Below are 17,266 nucleotides of genomic sequence, written 5' to 3' on the forward strand. Positions count from 1 at the left end.
GCGGCTCCCTAAGCCTTAGCGCATGTCACGTTCGACACCAGACAGACTCGCCTGGAATGCCTCACGCGCAAATTGGCGCTCCATATAATCAAGCAACGGCTTGGCAGGCCGCGGCAGTTCAATACCCAGAATCGGCAAACGCCAGAGTATTGGCAATAGGCAGCAATCCACCAGGCTTTGTTCCTCACTGAGGAAGAATGGCTTGTCGGTGAACAGCGGCGATACGCCAGTCAGGCTTTCGCGCAACTCTTTGCGCGCCACGACCCGCGCAGGCTCCTTGGTTCGTGAATCCAGGATCAGGTCCACCAACCCGCACCAGTCGCGCTGGATGCGATGGATCAGCAAACGGCTGTTGGCTCGCGCAACAGGATACACCGGCAGTAAAGGCGGATGCGGGTAACGCTCATCCAGGTATTCCATCACCACTGTCGACTCCCACAATGCCAGGTCACGATCGACCAGCGTGGGCAGGCTGCCGTAAGGGTTCACTTCGATCAGCTTCGGCGGCTGACGGCCCGCTTCGACGTAAATGATCTCGGCGCTGACACCCTTCTCTGCCAGTACGATACGTACCCGGTGGGAATAGTGGTCGGCGGGGTCGGAGTAACAGGCCAACCGATTGGTCACGCCCATGGCGATCCTCCTCGCTTGTTGAAATTATCGAAAAACGGAAAAACGAGCGCGCCCAAAGGGCGCCTCCCGTAACACCCGGCTGACCAGGTTCGTTACATCCAGAGACGCCCTTGGGCGCGCACGATTAACAGCAACGGTTTACAGCTTTATCAATGCACGTCTTTCCAGTATTCACGCTTGAGCAGGTAAGCGAATACGAAGAAGAACGCCAAATACAGCAACACATAAGTACCGATGCGCTGATGCTCCAGCTTCACCGGGTTGGCCGAATAGGCCAGGAAGGTCACCAGATTCTTGACCTTCTCGTCGAACTGCTCTTCAGTCAGGCTGCCGGTGTTCGGCAGCACGGTCAACTGATCGCAGGCTTCATGAGTCAAAGCCGTGCCGGTCAGCGGATCGTATTGCTTCTTGCCGTCCTCGACGATTTGAACCTGTTTGCAGCCTACCACCTGACGACCCTGCAGGCCGACCAGAACGTTTGGCATACCGACGTTCGGGAAGACCTTGTTGTTCACGCCCCAAGGACGCGCAGGATCTTCATAGAACGAACGCAGGTAACCGTAGAGCCAGTCGGTGCCACGCACGCGCGCCACCAGAGTCAGGTCGGGCGGCGCAGCCCCGAACCAGGACTTGGCGTCTGTCGGCTGCATGCCGATGTTCATGTGATCGCCCAGCTTGGCGCCGGTGAAAACCAGCTTCTCGAGCATCAGCTCATGGGGAATGCCCAGGTCATCCGCTACACGCTCGTAACGCTGGAACTTGGCGCTGTGGCAGCCCATGCAGTAGTTGGCGAACGTACGTGCGCCGTCCTGCATGGCAGCTTTGTCGGAAACGTCGATGTCGACCTTTTCCAGCTCGGGCCCACCGGATGCGGACGCAAAGGACAGGACAGGCATAGCAGCAAGAATCAGTACAGAAAATAGCTTTTTCATCAGCCAGTCACCCTTTCCGGAACCGGTTTGGTCTTCTCGAGCCTGGTGTAGAACGGCATCAGAATGAAGTAGGCGAAGTACAGGAAGGTGCAGACCTGCGACAGCAGCGTCCGGCCCGGTGTTGGAGCGAGTACGCCCAGCACACCCAGGATCACGAACGAGATGCAGAACACCCAGAGCCAGATTTTGCTCAGCCAGCCTTTGTAGCGCATCGACTTGACTGGACTGCGGTCCAGCCACGGCAGGACGAACAACACGGCGATCGCCGCACCCATGGCGATGACGCCCAGCAGCTTGTCTGGAACCGCCCGCAAAATCGCGTAGAACGGAGTGAAGTACCAGACCGGAGCAATGTGCTCAGGGGTCTTGAAGGCGTTTGCCTGCTCGAAGTTAGGCTTCTCGAGGAAGTAACCACCCATCTCCGGGAAGAAGAACACGATGGAGCAGAAGATGAACAGGAACACCACCACGCCGACGATATCTTTCACGGTGTAGTACGGGTGGAAGGCGATGCCGTCCAGCGGTACACCGTTTTCGTCCTTGTGCTTCTTGATGTCCACGCCATCGGGGTTGTTCGAGCCGACTTCATGCAGCGCCAGGATATGCAGCACCACCAGGCCGAGGATCACGATCGGCAAGGCCACCACATGCAAGGCGAAGAAGCGGTTCAGGGTAATGCCCGAAATCAGGTAATCACCGCGAATCCACTGGGTCAGGTCATCGCCGATGACCGGGATTGCACCGAACAACGAGATGATCACCTGGGCGCCCCAGTAAGACATCTGGCCCCAAGGCAACAGATAGCCCATGAACGCTTCAGCCATGAGCGCCAGGTAGATCAGCATACCGAACACCCACACCAGCTCACGTGGTTTCTGGTACGAACCGTAGAGCAGACCACGGAACATATGCAGGTAAACCACGATGAAGAACGCCGAGGCGCCTGTGGAGTGCAGCAGACGCAGGATCGAGCCGTACTCGACGTCGCGCATGATGTATTCGACGGAGGCAAACGCTTCTTCCGCCGAAGGGGTGTAGCTCATGGTCAGCCAGACACCGGTGACGATCTGGTTGACCAGAACGAGCAGTGCCAGGGAGCCAAAGAAGTAGAAGAAGTTGAAGTTTTTTGGAGCGTAGTACTTGCTGAGATGGTCTTCCCACATTTTGGTCGCGGGAAAGCGCGCATCAACCCAATCCATGAATTTGCTCATCACGCTTTCTCCGTATCGACGCCAACGACAATGATGTCGTCGGTCTCATAGGAATGCGGGGGAACTGGCAGGTTCAAAGGTGCAGGCTGCGACTTGTAGACGCGACCGGCCAGGTCGTAGTGGGAGCCGTGGCAAGGGCAGAAATAACCACCGACCCAGTCCTTGCCCAAGTCGGCAGGGGCTACTTCAGGACGGAACGTTGGCGAGCAACCCAGGTGCGTGCAAATTCCGATCAGCAGCAGGACTTCCGGCTTGATCGAGCGCGTTTCGGGATTGACGTACTCCGGTTGGTCCGAGTTCTTGGAAGTGGGATCGGACAGTTGGCCCTCGATCTTTTTCAGATTCCCCAGGATCTCCTCCGTACGGCGGACGATGAATACCGGCTGACCGCGCCACTCAGCAATCATCTGCTGGCCTGGCTCGATTTTGCTGACATTCACTTTCACCGGTGCACCTGCAGCTTTCGCCTTGGCACTGGGAAACCATGACCCCACGAACGGGACCGCAGCCCCCACCGCTCCTGCAGCACCCACCACGGATGTGGCTGCTACCAGGAAGCGACGCCGGCCTGCATTCACGCCGTCATTGCTCATTCAGTCCTCTCCCATCAGCTTTGTGGCCTGTTAAATCAGGCGTCTACTAAGTAAAAATCTGAACTTATAAAAATTTTGCCGAATGGTAATGAAAAGCCCCAGTTCTGACAAGGTAATTACCAAGCGACCCAACCGCCAAGCCTTGCAGTATAGGGCCTTCGCGAATGTGGCAAGTTGTCACAGAGCAATTATTTCACCCATAAAAAAAACGCCCAGCTCCGTGAGGAACTGGGCGCCTTTTGAAAGCGGAAGCGAAATTAACGCTTCGAGTACTGCGGACGCTTACGCGCTTTACGCAGACCGACTTTCTTACGTTCAACTTCACGAGCATCGCGAGTTACGAAGCCGGCTTTGCGCAGTGCACCGCGCAGAGTTTCGTCGTAATCCATCAGGGCGCGAGTGATGCCGTGGCGGATTGCGCCAGCCTGACCACTTACACCACCACCGATAACAGTGACGTAGATGTCGAATTTTTCGACGGTCTCGGTCAGTTCCAGCGGCTGACGAACTACCATGCGGGCAGTTTCGCGGCCGAAGAAGTTATCCAGGGAGCGGTTGTTGATGGAGATGTTACCAGTGCCCGGACGCAGGAAAACGCGTGCGGTTGCAGTCTTGCGACGGCCAGTGCCGTAATTTTGAGTCGCCGACATAATGAACTATTCCGTTAAAACTTCAGTTCTTGGGGCTGCTGAGCAGTATGAGGGTGAGCAGCGCCCGCATAAACCTTCAGCTTACGATACATGTCGCGACCCAGTGGGTTTTTAGGCAGCATGCCTTTAACCGCGGTCTCGATCACGCGCTCAGGGGCTTTGGCGATCAGCTTTTCGAAGTTGATCGACTTGATGCCGCCAGGAAAACCGGAGTGGGAGTAGTACATTTTGTCAGTGGTTTTAGCGCCAGTAACACGTACTTGCTCAGCGTTGATCACTACGATGTAGTCACCGGTGTCGACGTGAGGGGTGTACTCAGGCTTGTGCTTGCCACGCAGACGGCTCGCGATTTCGGTGGCCAGACGACCCAGGGTCTGACCAGCAGCGTCGACGACAAACCAGTCGCGCTTTACTGTTTCCGGTTTAGCAGTAAAAGTTTTCATTCTTTATAGCCTCAGGGGCCGCCCTGTAAATTAGACGGCGGATCTTACTGAATAGTGCGTACTTTGACAAGTCAAAGGCAGCCGGATACAGACGCTTTCGGGGGCTCGGGTCGGCGCGTCCGTTCAACGGCAAGATTCTTCGGCGGCGGCGCATCACTTCCACTGCAGAAAGAGGTGCGCAATTATGCAGATTGCGAAAAATAATTCAACCTGCTTTTATGATTGTTTTGCCCAAGGAGTTCCCGATGGATTATCGCCAGCTAGGCCGTACCGATCTAAACGTGAGCGCCCTGTGCCTCGGAACCATGACCTGGGGTGAGCAGAACAGCGAGGCCGAGGCCTTCGCCCAGATCGAACGCGCCAAGGGTGCCGGGATCAATTTCATCGACACCGCCGAGATGTACCCGGTGCCACCCAAGGCCGAGACCTACGCCACCACCGAACGCTACATCGGCAACTACTTCAAGCGCCGCGGCGACCGCGCGGACTGGATCCTGGCGAGCAAAATCGCAGGCCCCGGCAACACCATCGACTACATCCGCGACAAAAACCTCAAGCACAACCGCCGCCATATCGTCGAAGCGGTGGACGCCAGCCTCAAGCGCCTGCAGACCGACTGGATCGATCTCTACCAACTGCACTGGCCGGAACGCAGCACCAATTTCTTCGGCCAGTTGGGCTACCAGCACAAGGCCGATGAAGATTTCACCCCACTGGAAGAAACCCTCGAAGCCCTGGACGAGCAGGTCCGGGCCGGCAAGATCCGCCACATCGGCCTGTCCAACGAAACGCCGTGGGGCACCATGAAGTTCCTCGCCCTGGCCGAAGCCCGTGGCTGGCCTCGGGCAGTGTCGATCCAGAACCCCTACAACCTGCTCAACCGCAGTTTCGAAATCGGGCTTTCGGAAATCGCCATCCGCGAACAGTGCGGCCTGCTGGCTTACTCGCCATTGGCGTTCGGCTTCCTGTCGGGCAAGTATGAAGGCGGCGCACGGCCAGCCAAAGGCCGCCTGACGCTCTATAGCCGCTTCATGCGCTATTTCAATCCACAATCGGAAGCCGCGTGCAGTCGTTATGTGGCCCTGGCGCGGGAACACGGCCTGGACCCGGCACAAATGGCCCTGGCTTTCGTCACCCGGCAACCATTCGTGACCAGCAACATCATCGGTGCCACGACCCTTGAGCAACTGGACAGCAACATCGAAAGCTTCGACCTGAGGCTGTCCGATGAAGTGCTGGCGGGGATCGAGGCGATTCACAAGGATCAGCCGAACCCTGCTCCTTGATCAATACATAGATCCAATCGCGAGCAGGCTCGCTCCCACATGGGCTCTGTGTCGATCACAATGGTGTGGTCAGACATAAAGCCAGTGTGGGAGCGAGCCTGCTCGCGATAGCGGCCTAACCGTCACACAACATCAAAGCGACCGCGCAATGATCTCCTTCATGATCTCATTGGTCCCGGCATAGATGCGCTGCACCCGCGCGTCGGCCCACGCCCGGGCGACCGGGTATTCCCACATGAAGCCGTAACCGCCATGCAACTGCACGCATTCGTCGAGCACCTTGCACTGCAGGTCGGTGCCCCAGTACTTGGCCATCGCCGCCGTCGGCACGTCGAGCTTGCCTTGCAGATGCAGTTCCAGGCAGCGGTCGACGAAGACCCGACCAATCTGGATCTCGGTCGCCATTTCCGCCAGTTTGAACCGGGTGTTCTGGAAGTCCGCGATGGTTTTACCGAAAGCCTTGCGTTCACGGGTGTAGTCCAGCGTCCATTGCAGCGCCGCCTCGGCTGACGCCAGGCCACCAATAGCAACCGTCAGGCGTTCCTGGGGCAGCTCCTGCATCAGGTAGGCAAAACCCATCCCCGTCTGCCCCAGCAGGTTTTCCTTGGGCACGCGAACATCCTGGAAGAACAGTTCCGAAGTGTCCTGAGCCTTCATCCCGACCTTCTCCAGGCGCTTGCCTTTTTCGAAGCCAGGCGTGCCCGCCTCCACCAGGAACAGACTGGTGCCCTTGGCGCCCGCTTTCGGATCGGTCTTGGCCACCACGATCACCAGGTCGGCCAGAAAGCCGTTGGTGATGAACGTCTTCGAGCCGTTGATGACATATTCATCGCCCTCCAGCACCGCCGTGGTCTTCACGCCCTGCAGGTCGGAACCGGCGCCCGGCTCGGTCATGGCGATGGCCGTGACCATCTCACCAGACACCAGTTTGGGCAGGTACTTGTGTTTCAGCGCTTCGCTGCCGTAGTGCAGGATGTAAGGCGCAACGATGTCGGAGTGCAGCGAGAAGCCGATGCCCGTCAGCCCCAGTCTGCCGATTTCTTCAATCACCACGGTACTGTAGAGAAAATCGGCATCCAGCCCGCCATAAGCCTCTGGCAGATGCGAGCACAACATCCCTGCCTCTCCCGCCTTGTTCCACAACTGACGATCCACATGCCCCTGTTTTTCCCACTGGCTGTGGTACGGCACCGCTTCTTTTTCGAGGAAGGTTCGTACGCTGTCGCGAAACAGTTCGTGCTCGGGACTGAACAGGGTTCTTGGGATCATGACGCACCTTTGCATTATTGTTCGACGGGGTTTATCCAACAGAGCCTAAGCCTGCGAGGGATGACAGGACACTGGACACATCCGACAAAAAATAAGACGATCCAGCCGTCTGGTGACCACTTTCCCCTATAAAAATAAAGATCAACTATGTCCAAGCACATCTCCACGCCCTTGCGGCGCGTCAGCATCCTGGCTATCGACCGGGTTTTCGCTTCCACCCTCATGCAAGCCAAGGATTTTTTCCACCTGGCCAGCCTGCGCTACGGCAAACAACTGGGCCACGGCCTGACACCGGCGTTCGAAACCCGGCTGGTCAGCCCCGACGGCAAACCGGTGAACAGTTTCAGCGACGTGATCATGCCGGTGGACGGCGGCCTGGAAAATACCGATGTGATCATCCTCCCGGCCTTTTGGGATGATTTCGCCACCCTCTGCCAACGTTACCCACAGGTCCTGCCCTGGCTGCGGGAACAGCATGCCCGTGGTGCAGTGCTCTGCGGCGAGGCGACCGGGGTGTTCTGGCTGGCCGAGGCCGGGCTGCTCGATGGCAAGGAGGCCACCACGTACTGGCGGTTCTTCAACGCCTTCAAGGAGCGCTTCCCTCAGGTGCACCTGAACCAGGACAAGCACCTGACCGACGCCGACAACCTGTTCTGCGCCGGCGGCACGACCTCAGCCTGCGACCTCTATATCTACCTCATCGAACGGTTCTGCGGGGCTAACGTGGCCCAGGCCGTGGCACGAGACATTCTGTATGAAGTGCAGCGCAACTACTCACCGGGAAGAATCGGCTTCGGGGGCCAGAAACTGCATCAGGATGTGATCATCCTGCAGATCCAGCACTGGCTCGAAGAGCACTTCGCCGACAAGTTCCGCTTTGAGGACGTCGCCCGGGAGCACGGTATGAGCATCCGCAACTTCATGCGCCGCTTCCAGACCGCCACGGGGGACAAACCGCTGCATTACCTGCAACGGCTGCGGATAGAAACCGCCAAGGGCTTGTTGTCCGGCAGCCGCAAAAGCATCAAGACCATCAGCTATGAAGTCGGCTACGACGATGCGAGCTTCTTCGCCCGGCTGTTCCGCCAACATACCGAGTTGTCGCCGAACCAGTATCGACAGCAATTTCAGCAGGCGGCGTGAATCAAGGGTTGAATGCAGCCCAATGTGGGAGCGAGCCTGCTCGCGATAGCGGTGTGTCAGCCAGCATTGATGTTGACTGATACACCGCTATCGCGAGCAGGCTCGCTCCCACAGGGTTATGCGGTGCGCCGTTGATCTCACACATACAAAAAAGACCTGCAATCGCAGGCCTTTTTTTTATCCGAACCGAATTACGGCTTATGCGCCCGCGCCAGGAATTCGTGTGACTGCATTTCCAGCAAACGACTCAAGGTTCGCTGGAACTCAAAGGTCAGGCGACCGCCGGTGTAGAGATCCTTGAGTTCGACTTCGGCCGAAATGATCAGCTTCACGTTACGGTCGTAGAACTCGTCGACCATGTTGATGAAGCGGCGGGCAATGTCGTCGGTGGTGACGCTCATTTGCTCCACGTTGCTGAGCAGTACCGCGTGGAAGATCTTGCCCAGCTCGATGTAGTCGTTCTGGCTACGAGGACCATCGCACAGTTCACGGAAGTCGAACCAGGCCACGTCGTCACAAGTGCGAACGGCGCGGATCTCGCGATTCTCGATGACCAACACATCATTTTCGACCGCCTGGGTGCATTCCGGCGTCAGGGCCCGGAAGCTCTTGCGCAGGCTTTCTTCAGCGGCGGCGTCCAGGGGAAAGTGAAACAGCTCCGCTTGCTCCAGGTGGCGCAGGCGATAGTCCACACCGCTGTCGACGTTGACAATCTCGGTGTGTTCCTTGATCAGCGCAATGGCCGGCAGGAAACGCGCGCGTTGCAGGCCGTCCTTGTAAAGGCCGTCCGGCACGATGTTCGAGGTGGCGACCAGGGTCACGCCGTTCTTGAACAACTCCTCCATCAAGGTGCCGAGAATCATGGCGTCGGTGATGTCGGACACGAAAAACTCATCGAAGCAGATCACCCGGGTCTCGTCGGAGAAGCGCTTGGCGATGATGGTCAGCGGGTTCTTCTCGCCGCCCAGGGTCTTCATCTCTTCATGCACGCGCTTCATGAAGCGGTGGAAGTGCGTCCGTGTCTTCTCCTTGAACGGCAACGCCTCGAAGAAGGTGTCGACCAGGTAGGTTTTGCCACGGCCGACACCGCCCCAGAAATACAGGCCCTTGACCGGCACCTGGTCCTTCTTGCCGAACAGTTTGCCCAACAAGCCCGGCTTGTTGTTCGACGCGGCGACCAGATCGTCGTACAGGCGCTGCAAATGCCGCACTGCCGTTTCCTGGGCTGCGTCGTGGAAGAACTCCGGGCGTTTCAGATCAGCTTGATATCGTTCTAGGGGCGTCATATTCGTTAGCAAGGCAACAAAAACGGGCCGTCACTGTAGCGACGGCCCGCGGGAATGGCAATCGGCCCTTACTCGAGCCGATGGTCGGAATCGCCCCGGCTCAGTCCTGAACTGGCGTCAGGGCCACGCGCAGAGCCTCGATGGCAGCATCCCGAGCGGCGCTGTCCGCAAAAGCCGGACTGTCGGCCACACATGCGCCGTCAAGCCAGACACTGAAGCTCAGCTCGTCGCTGCGCACGTCCAGTGGCTGGCCGGCTTGCAGTTGCTTGGTGACCTGGCCTGCGGTCTTGCCATCGGCAAAATGGCGCGACAACACCAATTGTTCGCCATCGGCAGCCAGCAGACGGAAGCGGAAACTGCCGTCGTCTTCGCGAAAACTGACGAAACGTGCGGCTTTGGCCGCTTTCTTTTTCGTGCTCGTTGCCACCTGTACCTGGCTGACAAACGAACGCAGGCCGACGGCTTCGCGCAGTTCGTTGAGGAAGGGTGTAGCCACGGCTCGGGCTTTTTTCGCGCCCAGTTGCAGGATGTCTTCAAGGTCCGCCGGGCGTTCGATCAACTGGTGATAACGTTCGCGGGACTCGCCCAGTTCACTGTCGAGCAACTGGAACAGGCGGTTCTTGGCTTCGCCCCAACCCAGGCCCTGCAGCAGTTCGCTGCGGAACTCGGCGGACTGCGCCGGTGTGGCGAAGGCCTGGAACAAGGTGAACAGATGGGCGTTGTCCGGATCCTTGGCTTCGCCCGGTGCGCGGGAGTCGGTGACGATCCGCGAGATCGCGTCCTTCATGTCCTTGGCGCTGCTGAACAACGGGATGGTGTTGTCGTAGCTCTTGGACATCTTGCGGCCATCAAGGCCCGGCAACGTGGCGACGCTTTCTTCGATCAGCGCCTCGGGCATGACAAAGAACTCCTTGCCCTGGCCGAACAGGTGATTAAAGCGCTGGCCGATGTCGCGGGCCATTTCCACGTGCTGGATCTGGTCGCGACCGACCGGCACCTTGTGGGCGTTGAACATCAGGATGTCCGCGGCCATCAGGATCGGATAGCTGTACAGGCCCATGGTGATGCCGGCATCCGGGTCTTCACCGGCTTCGACGTTTTTGTCCACCGACGCCTTGTAGGCGTGGGCGCGATTGAGCAGGCCCTTGGCGGCGACGCAGGTCAGCAGCCAGGTCAGTTCCGGAATTTCGGGAATGTCGGACTGGCGATAGAAGGTCACGCGGTCCACATCCAGGCCACCGGCCAGCCAGGTTGCGGCGATTTCCAGGCGCGAGCGCTGGATGCGCAGCGGGTCATCGCATTTGATCAGGGCGTGGTAGTCGGCCAGGAAATAGAACGAATCGGCGTTGCTGTCGCGGCTGGCGAGAATTGCCGGACGGATAGCGCCGGCGTAGTTGCCCAGGTGCGGGGTGCCGGTGGTGGTGATGCCGGTCAGGATGCGGGTACGAGTCGTCATGGGTTATCGCTTGTCAGACTGCTGTCAATTCGAGAGGCGCGGCAGGAGCAGATCCTTGAGATCGGTCAGCTTGCCATGGAAAAAGTGTCCGCATTCTGCCACTTTCAGCAGCTCATGGGGGCGCTGGAGCGTGTCAGACCATTGGTAAACCAGCTGGGGATCGACTACTTCGTCGGTTTCCGGCTGGATCACGGTCAACTCGCCGCTCATCGGCAAGGGCGATTGCGCGTCCAGGCGCATCACCGCCGGGGCCACCATGAACAAGTGCTTGGGTGGTTGGCCCTGGGCTTCCAGACGTCCGCCAAGGCTTGCGGCAACGAATCCGCCAAAGGAAAAACCGAACAGGGTGAGCGGCAGTTGCGGGTATTTGTCCCGCAACCAATCGGCTGCGGCCTGGGCGTCGTCGACTTCACCGGTGCCCATGTCATGGCTGCCGGCACTGGCGCCCACGCCGCGATAATTGAAACGCAACGTAACCAGGCCAGCATCACGGGCAGTGCGTTGCAAGGTCGAGACGACTTTGTTGAGCATGGTCCCGCCCTGCACCGGGTTGGGGTGGCAGATCAGCGCCAGGCCACGGGGCGCTTCGCTGTCCAGGTACAAGGCTTCCAGTTGGCCCACGGGGCCATCAATGACTACAGGGGTTTCGCGCATAAGCAAGGGAAAGAACTCCGTGACCTCGAATAGGGTCGACTCGTCTAGCTAAAAGTCTGTGCCTGGCATGATTGCGATGTTCTTCGCGGTATACAGCGCAGGTCCGAGCCGTTAACGTAAAGCAAAGCCGTTTATAGAGGAAGGACTCGTGGAACACTCGCTCTTAGTTTGGCTGTTGCCGACTCTTGCCCTGGTTGCCGGTGTCGCCATTGGATTCCTGCTTGCCCGACTGCTGCCCAATGCGGTGCCTAACAGCACGCAACGTCAGCTGGACGACATTCAGGAACGTTTCGACAGTTATCAGAATGAAGTGGTCACTCACTTCAACAGCACCGCTTCTCTGGTGAAAAAACTCACCCAGAGCTACCAGGACGTCCAGGATCATTTGTCCGAGGGTGCCAATCGCCTGGCCCTGGACGAGCAGACTCGCCAACGCCTGCTGGCCGCCCTGCACACTGATGCGGCGCAGACGCCACGGGAACGCCTGACCCCGCCAAAAGAGGTCCAGGAACCGCCCCGGGACTATGCCCCCAAGGCGCCAAACTCACCCGGCATGCTCGATGAGCAATACGGTTTGAAGAAGTAATTTCCAGGCAACACCCAAAAGCCCGCCCGATCGCATGATCGGGCGGGCTTTTTATTGGCTCAAGAAAATCCCCCTGTGGGAGCGGGCTTGCTCGCGAAGGCGGTGGCACATCCAGCATCACCGTTTCAGACACACCGCTTTCGCGAGCAAGCCCGCTCCCACAGTTTTGATCGGGGTGTGCGCAAATACTGCGTCCGCCACAAGCTCCCTGTGGGCGCGAGCCTGCTCGCGATGGCGCCAGCACATTCCAACATCGCCGGTTCAGACAGACCGCTTTCGCGAGCAAGCCCGCTCCCACAGTTTTGATCGGGGTGTGCGCAGATACTGCGTCCGCCACAAGCTCCCTGTGGGAGCGAGCCTGCTCGCGATGGCGCCAGCACATCCAGCATCACCGTTTCAGACAGACCGCTTTCGCGAGCAGGCTCGCTCCCACATTTAAAGCAGGCTTAAGCCAACACTTCACCCGCCACCTGATCGATTGCGCCTTTGGTGATGTCAACGATCAGATCCGCCTCTTCGCGGGTCAGGATCAGTGGCGGAGCGAAGCCCAGGATGTCGCCGTGGGGCATGGCGCGGGCGATCATGCCGCGTTCCAGGCAGGCGGCCGAGACCCTGGGGCCGACTTTCAGCGCCGGATCAAAAGCGCTGCGCTGCTCACGATCGGCCATGAACTCCACCGCCGCGAGCATGCCATCACCGCGCACTTCACCCACCAGCGGATGACCCTCAAGCGTTTCACGCAGGCGACGATTGAGGTAACCGCCAACGTCCTCGGCGTTGGCCGTGAGGTTTTCCCGCTCGAGAATGTCGAGGTTAGCCAGTGCCGCCGCCGCGCAGATCGGATGCCCTGAATAGGTCCAGCCGTGCCCCATGGCGCCTTCGGTCTGGGAGGCTTTTTCGATCACGCTCCAGACCTTTTCCCCGATGATCACCGCCGACAACGGTGCATACGCGCTGGTCAGGCCTTTGGCGGTGGTGATCAGGTCCGGCTTCATGCCGTAGCGCTGACTGCCCATTTTCGAACCCAGGCGGCCGAATGCGCAGACCACTTCATCGGCAATCAACAGCACATCATATTTGTTCAACACCGCCTGGATCGCATCCCAATAACCGACCGGCGGAACAATGATGCCACCGGTGCCCATCAACGGTTCACCGATGAACGCCGCCACGGTGTCCGGCCCTTCAGCCAGGATCATTTTTTCCAGCTCATCGGCGCAGTAACGCACGAACGCCGCTTCATCCATCCCCGCCGGGGCCTTGCGATACCAGTGGGGACACACGGTGTGCTTGACCCCTTCCACTGGCAGGTCGAAATGCTGGTGGAAGGTCGCCAACCCAGTCAGGCTGCCGGTCATGATGCCCGAGCCATGGTAGCCACGATCGCGGGAGATGATTTTTTTCTTCTGCGGCCGGCCCAGCACGTTGTTGTAGTAACGCACCAGCTTGACCTGGGTTTCGTTGGCATCGGAACCGGACAGACCGTAGTAGACCTTCTTCATCCCCTCTGGTGCCCAGTCCATGATGCGACTGGACAGTTCAATGATCGCCTCGCTCGAGTGGCCGACGTAGGTGTGGTAGTAGGCCAGCTCCTTGGCCTGCTTGTAGATGGCATCGGCCACCTCGGTGCGACCGTAGCCGATGTTCACGCAGTAGAGGCCGGCAAAGGCGTCGATGAAGTCACGGCCTTCATGATCGCGAATGCGGATACCCGCCGCGCTCTTGATGATCCGGCCCTTGAGCGCACCGCTGGCATGGTCGTGGGCGTGGGTCGAGGGGTGCATGAAATGCGCACGGTCTTGTTCGAACAGCGTGTTGAGTTCTTGGCTCATGCGGGCTCTCCTGGGAACTGGCCTTGATGGTGCAGGCAAAAGTATTTGGTTTCGACGAAGGGCTCGAAGCCCTCGCTGCCACCCTCGCGGCCAAGGCCCGAGGCTTTCATGCCACCGAAGGGAATCGGATGGCCGGTGAACTTGACGCCGTTGACCGCGACCATGGCGTGGTCGAGACGGCGAATCAGTGGATAAATGAGGTCCAGGCGGTTGGAGCAAATATAGGCCGCCAGCCCGTATTCGGTGTCGTTGGCCATTTCGATGGCTTCATCCAGGGTGTCAAAGGGCATCACCCCGGCGATGGGCGCGAAATTTTCTTCGCGGTAGATACGCATTTGCGGCGTGACATCAGCCAGCACTGTCGGCTGATAGAACAACCCGCCCAAGGCATGGGCTTCTCCTCCCACCAGGCGCTGGGCGCCAAGGGCCAGCGCATCGGCGACCCGATCGGCCGTTACGTCGAGCGCGGCCTGATGCATCAGCGGGCCGACGTCCACGTCCTGCTCCTGTTGATCGACCATGGCCGGCCCGACCCGCAAGGCCCGCACCGCCGCCGTAAATCGAGAAAGGAACGCCTGGTAAACCGGGCGCTGCACCATAATCCGGTTCGCCGCGCAGCAATCTTGGCCCGAGGTCTGGAACTTCGCCTCCACGGCGACTTTCACCGCCAGCGCCAGGTCAGCATCGGCGCAGACAATGAACGGCGCGTTGCCGCCCAACTCCAGGGCGACTTTCTTCACGTCATGGGCGGCGGCTTGCAGCACCAGTTTGCCGACCCGAGTCGAGCCGGTGAAACTCACTGAGCGGACACGGCGATCCTTGACCAGGGTTTCCATGGTCATCTGCGGCTCACCCAATACCACGTTGAAGACCCCGGCGGGAAATCCCGCTTCCTCGGCCAGTTGGGCCAAGGCCAAAGCCGAGTATGGCGTTTCGTGGGCCGGTTTGATCACCACGGTGCAACCGGCAGCGAGGGCGGCGGCCGCCTTGCGGGTGATCATCGCCGACGGAAAATTCCACGGTGTCAGCAGCGCGCAGACGCCTATCGGTTCCTTGATCGTACCCAGGTGAGCATTGGGAATATGGCTGGGGATATTCTGCCCGTACAAGCGCCGGGCTTCTTCAGCGAACCACGGGATGAAACTGGCGGCATAGGCGATTTCGCCGCGGGACTCGGCCAACGATTTGCCCTGCTCGAGGCTGAGGATGCGCGCCAGGTCTTCGCTGTGTTCGACGATCAACGCCGCCCAGCGTCGTAGAATCTTGCCCCGGGCGTCCAGGCTCTGTTCACGCCAGGCCGGGAATGCTTGCTGGGCCGCGTCCACCGCCGCGACAATCTGCGGCTGATCCAGCATCGGCACATGGCCGATCACCGTGCGGGTGGCGGGGTTGTGCACGGCAATGCTGTGGCCGCTGTCGCTGTGGACCCACTGTCCATCGATGTAACAAAGCGCTTTGAACAGCAGCGGATGTTGATAAGTCATGACGTTCACTCCAGACCGTGTGCGTGGAACCATGCTAGAGCAGCGGTGCTTGAGTAATCGGAGGTTTGCCGTGGAGCAAATCCTGGTTTTTTTCTGAATCGAGGCGGCAAAAACGGATTTTCTGCGGTGCTCAGGATGGCTCGGCCAACTCCGCCGGCAAGGCGCCGCTGGTCTTGATGGTTTTGGTGACGACGTAGGTGAAGTAGCGTTCGATGCCGAGGTCTTCGAGCAGCAGTTGATCGATAAAGCGCTGGTACTGATCAATGTCAGGCGCCTGGATCATCGCCAGGTAATCCACCCCGCCACCGGTGGCGTAACAGAACGCCACTTGCGGGGCGGTGGCCATGCGCTGCTCGAAGCGGCGCATGTCCTGGGCGGTGTGTCGGGCCAGGGTGATTTCCACCAGCACCTGTTGACGTTTGAACACCGCGCCCCAATCGATCTGCGCCCGATAACCGGTGATCAGCCCTGCCATTTCCAGCTTGCGCACCCGCTCCCAGGCCGGCGTCACCGAAAGGTTGATCGCCTCGGCCAGACTCGATTTGGTGATCCGCCCGTCCTCGGCGAGGACCTGCAGGATCTTGAGGTCATAGCGGTCGAGCTTGTGCATGGGCCGGGGCTCTCCAGGCAGTTCAGACATCACACCGATTACTGTGGCGAGGGGATTTATCCCCGCTGGGCTGCGGAGCAGCCCCACAACCTGCAGACTCAATTTACCTGACATACCGAGGTGTCAGGTTTTAGGGTCGCTGCGCAACCCAGCGGGGATAAATCCCCTCGCCACAGGTGCGGAGTGCAGTCAGGCCTACACCAACACATCCGCAATCACCGCCAAGGTATCGCCACATCGCACCAGCCCTGGAAAGTGCCGGGCCGCCAGCAGACCGCTGCGAGCGGCGCGGTATTCAATGGGGGCGACGCCGCTGCGGGTGGCGTCGTAGATGCGCGCCACCACCTCGCCCAGGGTCACGTGTTCTCCCAGGTCGCGGCACATTTCCAGCAGGCCGTCGTGTTCACTGGCGATGAAGCAGCTGGCATCGGGCATGTCGAGCATCAACGATGGCTGTAGCTCGATTTCGCCGCGCAGGATGCCAGCGTGGATCAGCAGGTTGCGCACGCCGCGCTCGGCAATCGCCACGCTGCGAGCCGTCGATGAGCCGCCGCCGCCCAGTTCGGTGGTGACAAACACCTTGCCCTGGGATTCGGCGGCGGTGTCGTACATCGCCCCGGCGTCCAGTTCCAGCATGCGCATGCAATACGGCGCATTGAACGCCAGCATCCCTGCCTCGCAGCGGGCCTGTTGCTGCTTGTCCGGCAACACGTGGCAAGCGGCGAACGGCAGGAAGTCCAGGGTCCGGCCACCGGAGTGGATGTCCAGGACGATGTCGGCCAAAGGCAGCAACGTCCGGTTGAAATAGTCAGCGATTTTCTCGGTGACGGTACCGTCCGGTTTGCCGGGAAAACTGCGATTCAGATTGCCCTTGTCGATGGGCGAGGTACGGCGTGCGGCATGGAACGCCGGGGTGTTCATGAACGGCACGATAATCACCCTTCCGCTCACCTCTTGCGCGGTCAACCGTTGGGCCAGTTTGCTCAGGGCCACCGGGCCTTCGTACTCATCGCCATGGTTGCCACCACTGAGCAGCGCCGTCGGGCCGCTGCCGCGCTGGATCACGGTGATGGGAATCATCACCGCGCCCCAGGCCGAATCGTCTCGCGAATACGGCAGCTTGAGAAAGCCGTGCTGCACACCCTCGCGGGTGAAATCGACCGTGGCGCTGATGGGATTGGCAGGCAAGTCAGTCATG

17 protein-coding genes are annotated in these 17,266 nt (G+C 59.5%); 3 read left to right on the forward strand and 14 right to left on the reverse strand.

Annotated features, from left to right (window positions below; genetic code table 11):
- Positions 1-15: 15 nt before the first annotated feature.
- The 6 genes from BMY45_RS01950 to rplM form a co-directional block, all read right to left on the reverse strand.
- On the reverse strand, positions 16-633 hold the full coding sequence (locus BMY45_RS01950) for a glutathione S-transferase N-terminal domain-containing protein (RefSeq protein ID WP_092393815.1): 618 nt from the start codon (positions 631-633) through the stop codon (positions 16-18).
- Positions 634-782: 149 nt separating this feature from the next.
- The gene (locus BMY45_RS01955) at positions 783-1,565 is read right to left on the reverse strand and encodes a cytochrome c1 (protein WP_092393818.1); all 783 of its coding nucleotides are present in this window, start codon (positions 1,563-1,565) and stop codon (positions 783-785) included.
- Positions 1,565-2,776 (reverse strand): cytochrome b, encoded by a 1,212-nt coding sequence (locus BMY45_RS01960; protein ID WP_092393821.1) that lies wholly within the window; start codon positions 2,774-2,776, stop codon positions 1,565-1,567. Before BMY45_RS01960 ends, BMY45_RS01955 begins: the two co-directional genes overlap by 1 nt.
- The gene (petA, locus tag BMY45_RS01965) at positions 2,776-3,369 is read right to left on the reverse strand and encodes a ubiquinol-cytochrome c reductase iron-sulfur subunit (RefSeq protein ID WP_092393824.1); all 594 of its coding nucleotides are present in this window, start codon (positions 3,367-3,369) and stop codon (positions 2,776-2,778) included. Before petA ends, BMY45_RS01960 begins: the two co-directional genes overlap by 1 nt.
- Positions 3,370-3,626: 257 nt before the next feature.
- The gene (rpsI, locus tag BMY45_RS01970) at positions 3,627-4,019 is read right to left on the reverse strand and encodes a 30S ribosomal protein S9 (protein ID WP_003205364.1); all 393 of its coding nucleotides are present in this window, start codon (positions 4,017-4,019) and stop codon (positions 3,627-3,629) included.
- 14 nt (positions 4,020-4,033) lie between these two features.
- Complete coding sequence (rplM, locus tag BMY45_RS01975; RefSeq protein ID WP_003205365.1) at positions 4,034-4,462, reverse strand: 50S ribosomal protein L13; 429 nt, start codon at positions 4,460-4,462, stop codon at positions 4,034-4,036.
- Positions 4,463-4,707: 245 nt separating this feature from the next.
- Here rplM and BMY45_RS01980 point away from each other — a divergent pair, with 245 nt between their 5' ends.
- Positions 4,708-5,748: an NADP(H)-dependent aldo-keto reductase gene (locus BMY45_RS01980; RefSeq protein WP_092393827.1), complete on the forward strand. Its 1,041-nt coding sequence runs from the start codon at positions 4,708-4,710 to the stop codon at positions 5,746-5,748.
- Between the two features lie 132 nt (positions 5,749-5,880).
- Here BMY45_RS01980 and BMY45_RS01985 read toward each other — a convergent pair whose 3' ends face one another.
- Positions 5,881-7,017 (reverse strand): acyl-CoA dehydrogenase family protein, encoded by a 1,137-nt coding sequence (locus BMY45_RS01985; protein WP_092393830.1) that lies wholly within the window; start codon positions 7,015-7,017, stop codon positions 5,881-5,883.
- Between the two features lie 246 nt (positions 7,018-7,263).
- On the opposite strand from BMY45_RS01985, the gene BMY45_RS01990 reads away from it, so the two are divergent.
- Positions 7,264-8,160 carry a GlxA family transcriptional regulator gene (locus BMY45_RS01990; RefSeq protein ID WP_177193300.1) on the forward strand — a complete coding sequence of 299 codons (897 nt, stop codon included), beginning with the start codon at positions 7,264-7,266 and terminating at the stop codon, positions 8,158-8,160.
- A gap of 191 nt (positions 8,161-8,351) precedes the next feature.
- Here the strand turns inward: BMY45_RS01990 and zapE are convergent, their stop codons facing one another.
- From zapE to BMY45_RS02005, 3 genes are all read right to left on the reverse strand, one after another.
- Positions 8,352-9,446 carry a cell division protein ZapE gene (gene zapE, locus BMY45_RS01995; protein ID WP_092393836.1) on the reverse strand — a complete coding sequence of 365 codons (1,095 nt, stop codon included), beginning with the start codon at positions 9,444-9,446 and terminating at the stop codon, positions 8,352-8,354.
- A 100-nt stretch (positions 9,447-9,546) separates the two neighbouring features.
- Complete coding sequence (locus BMY45_RS02000) at positions 9,547-10,902, reverse strand: tryptophan--tRNA ligase (RefSeq protein WP_092393838.1); 1,356 nt, start codon at positions 10,900-10,902, stop codon at positions 9,547-9,549.
- Positions 10,903-10,926: 24 nt separating this feature from the next.
- On the reverse strand, positions 10,927-11,556 hold the full coding sequence (locus tag BMY45_RS02005; protein WP_092393841.1) for an alpha/beta hydrolase: 630 nt from the start codon (positions 11,554-11,556) through the stop codon (positions 10,927-10,929).
- 148 nt (positions 11,557-11,704) lie between these two features.
- Here BMY45_RS02005 and BMY45_RS02010 point away from each other — a divergent pair, with 148 nt between their 5' ends.
- Positions 11,705-12,142 carry a Z-ring associated ZapG family protein gene (locus tag BMY45_RS02010; RefSeq protein WP_092393843.1) on the forward strand — a complete coding sequence of 146 codons (438 nt, stop codon included), beginning with the start codon at positions 11,705-11,707 and terminating at the stop codon, positions 12,140-12,142.
- Positions 12,143-12,588: 446 nt separating this feature from the next.
- On the opposite strand, the gene BMY45_RS02015 is transcribed toward BMY45_RS02010, so the two are convergent.
- The 4 genes from BMY45_RS02015 to doeB all read right to left on the reverse strand — a co-directional run bounded on the left by BMY45_RS02015 (position 12,589) and on the right by doeB (position 17,265).
- Positions 12,589-13,974 carry an aspartate aminotransferase family protein gene (locus BMY45_RS02015; RefSeq protein WP_092393846.1) on the reverse strand — a complete coding sequence of 462 codons (1,386 nt, stop codon included), beginning with the start codon at positions 13,972-13,974 and terminating at the stop codon, positions 12,589-12,591.
- Positions 13,971-15,458 (reverse strand): NAD-dependent succinate-semialdehyde dehydrogenase, encoded by a 1,488-nt coding sequence (locus tag BMY45_RS02020; RefSeq protein ID WP_092393849.1) that lies wholly within the window; start codon positions 15,456-15,458, stop codon positions 13,971-13,973. Before BMY45_RS02020 ends, BMY45_RS02015 begins: the two co-directional genes overlap by 4 nt.
- A 130-nt stretch (positions 15,459-15,588) precedes the next feature.
- Positions 15,589-16,068 carry an Lrp/AsnC family transcriptional regulator gene (locus tag BMY45_RS02025; protein WP_092393852.1) on the reverse strand — a complete coding sequence of 160 codons (480 nt, stop codon included), beginning with the start codon at positions 16,066-16,068 and terminating at the stop codon, positions 15,589-15,591.
- A 195-nt stretch (positions 16,069-16,263) separates the two neighbouring features.
- The gene (gene doeB / locus BMY45_RS02030; protein WP_092393855.1) at positions 16,264-17,265 is read right to left on the reverse strand and encodes a N(2)-acetyl-L-2,4-diaminobutanoate deacetylase DoeB; all 1,002 of its coding nucleotides are present in this window, start codon (positions 17,263-17,265) and stop codon (positions 16,264-16,266) included.
- Position 17,266: the final 1 nt, after the last annotated feature.

The organism is Pseudomonas sp. NFACC39-1, from assembly GCF_900110355.1.
In the GTDB taxonomy this organism is placed as follows: Bacteria; Pseudomonadota; Gammaproteobacteria; order Pseudomonadales; family Pseudomonadaceae; genus Aquipseudomonas; species Aquipseudomonas tehranensis.

Excerpts from the sequence above, each read along its gene's own strand:
- BMY45_RS01950 (WP_092393815.1), bottom strand. The coding sequence starts at position 633 with ATGGGCGTGACCAATCGGTTGGCCTGTTACTCCGACCCCGCCGACCAC.
- BMY45_RS01955 (WP_092393818.1), bottom strand. The coding sequence starts at position 1,565 with ATGAAAAAGCTATTTTCTGTACTGATTCTTGCTGCTATGCCTGTCCTG.
- BMY45_RS01960 (WP_092393821.1), bottom strand. The coding sequence starts at position 2,776 with ATGAGCAAATTCATGGATTGGGTTGATGCGCGCTTTCCCGCGACCAAA.
- petA (WP_092393824.1), bottom strand. The coding sequence starts at position 3,369 with ATGAGCAATGACGGCGTGAATGCAGGCCGGCGTCGCTTCCTGGTAGCA.
- rpsI (WP_003205364.1), bottom strand. The coding sequence starts at position 4,019 with ATGTCGGCGACTCAAAATTACGGCACTGGCCGTCGCAAGACTGCAACC.
- rplM (WP_003205365.1), bottom strand. The coding sequence starts at position 4,462 with ATGAAAACTTTTACTGCTAAACCGGAAACAGTAAAGCGCGACTGGTTT.
- BMY45_RS01980 (WP_092393827.1), top strand. The coding sequence starts at position 4,708 with ATGGATTATCGCCAGCTAGGCCGTACCGATCTAAACGTGAGCGCCCTG.
- BMY45_RS01985 (WP_092393830.1), bottom strand. The coding sequence starts at position 7,017 with ATGATCCCAAGAACCCTGTTCAGTCCCGAGCACGAACTGTTTCGCGAC.
- zapE (WP_092393836.1), bottom strand. The coding sequence starts at position 9,446 with ATGACGCCCCTAGAACGATATCAAGCTGATCTGAAACGCCCGGAGTTC.
- BMY45_RS02000 (WP_092393838.1), bottom strand. The coding sequence starts at position 10,902 with ATGACGACTCGTACCCGCATCCTGACCGGCATCACCACCACCGGCACC.
- BMY45_RS02005 (WP_092393841.1), bottom strand. The coding sequence starts at position 11,556 with ATGCGCGAAACCCCTGTAGTCATTGATGGCCCCGTGGGCCAACTGGAA.
- BMY45_RS02015 (WP_092393846.1), bottom strand. The coding sequence starts at position 13,974 with ATGAGCCAAGAACTCAACACGCTGTTCGAACAAGACCGTGCGCATTTC.
- BMY45_RS02020 (WP_092393849.1), bottom strand. The coding sequence starts at position 15,458 with ATGACTTATCAACATCCGCTGCTGTTCAAAGCGCTTTGTTACATCGAT.
- BMY45_RS02025 (WP_092393852.1), bottom strand. The coding sequence starts at position 16,068 with ATGCACAAGCTCGACCGCTATGACCTCAAGATCCTGCAGGTCCTCGCC.
- doeB (WP_092393855.1), bottom strand. The coding sequence starts at position 17,265 with ATGACTGACTTGCCTGCCAATCCCATCAGCGCCACGGTCGATTTCACC.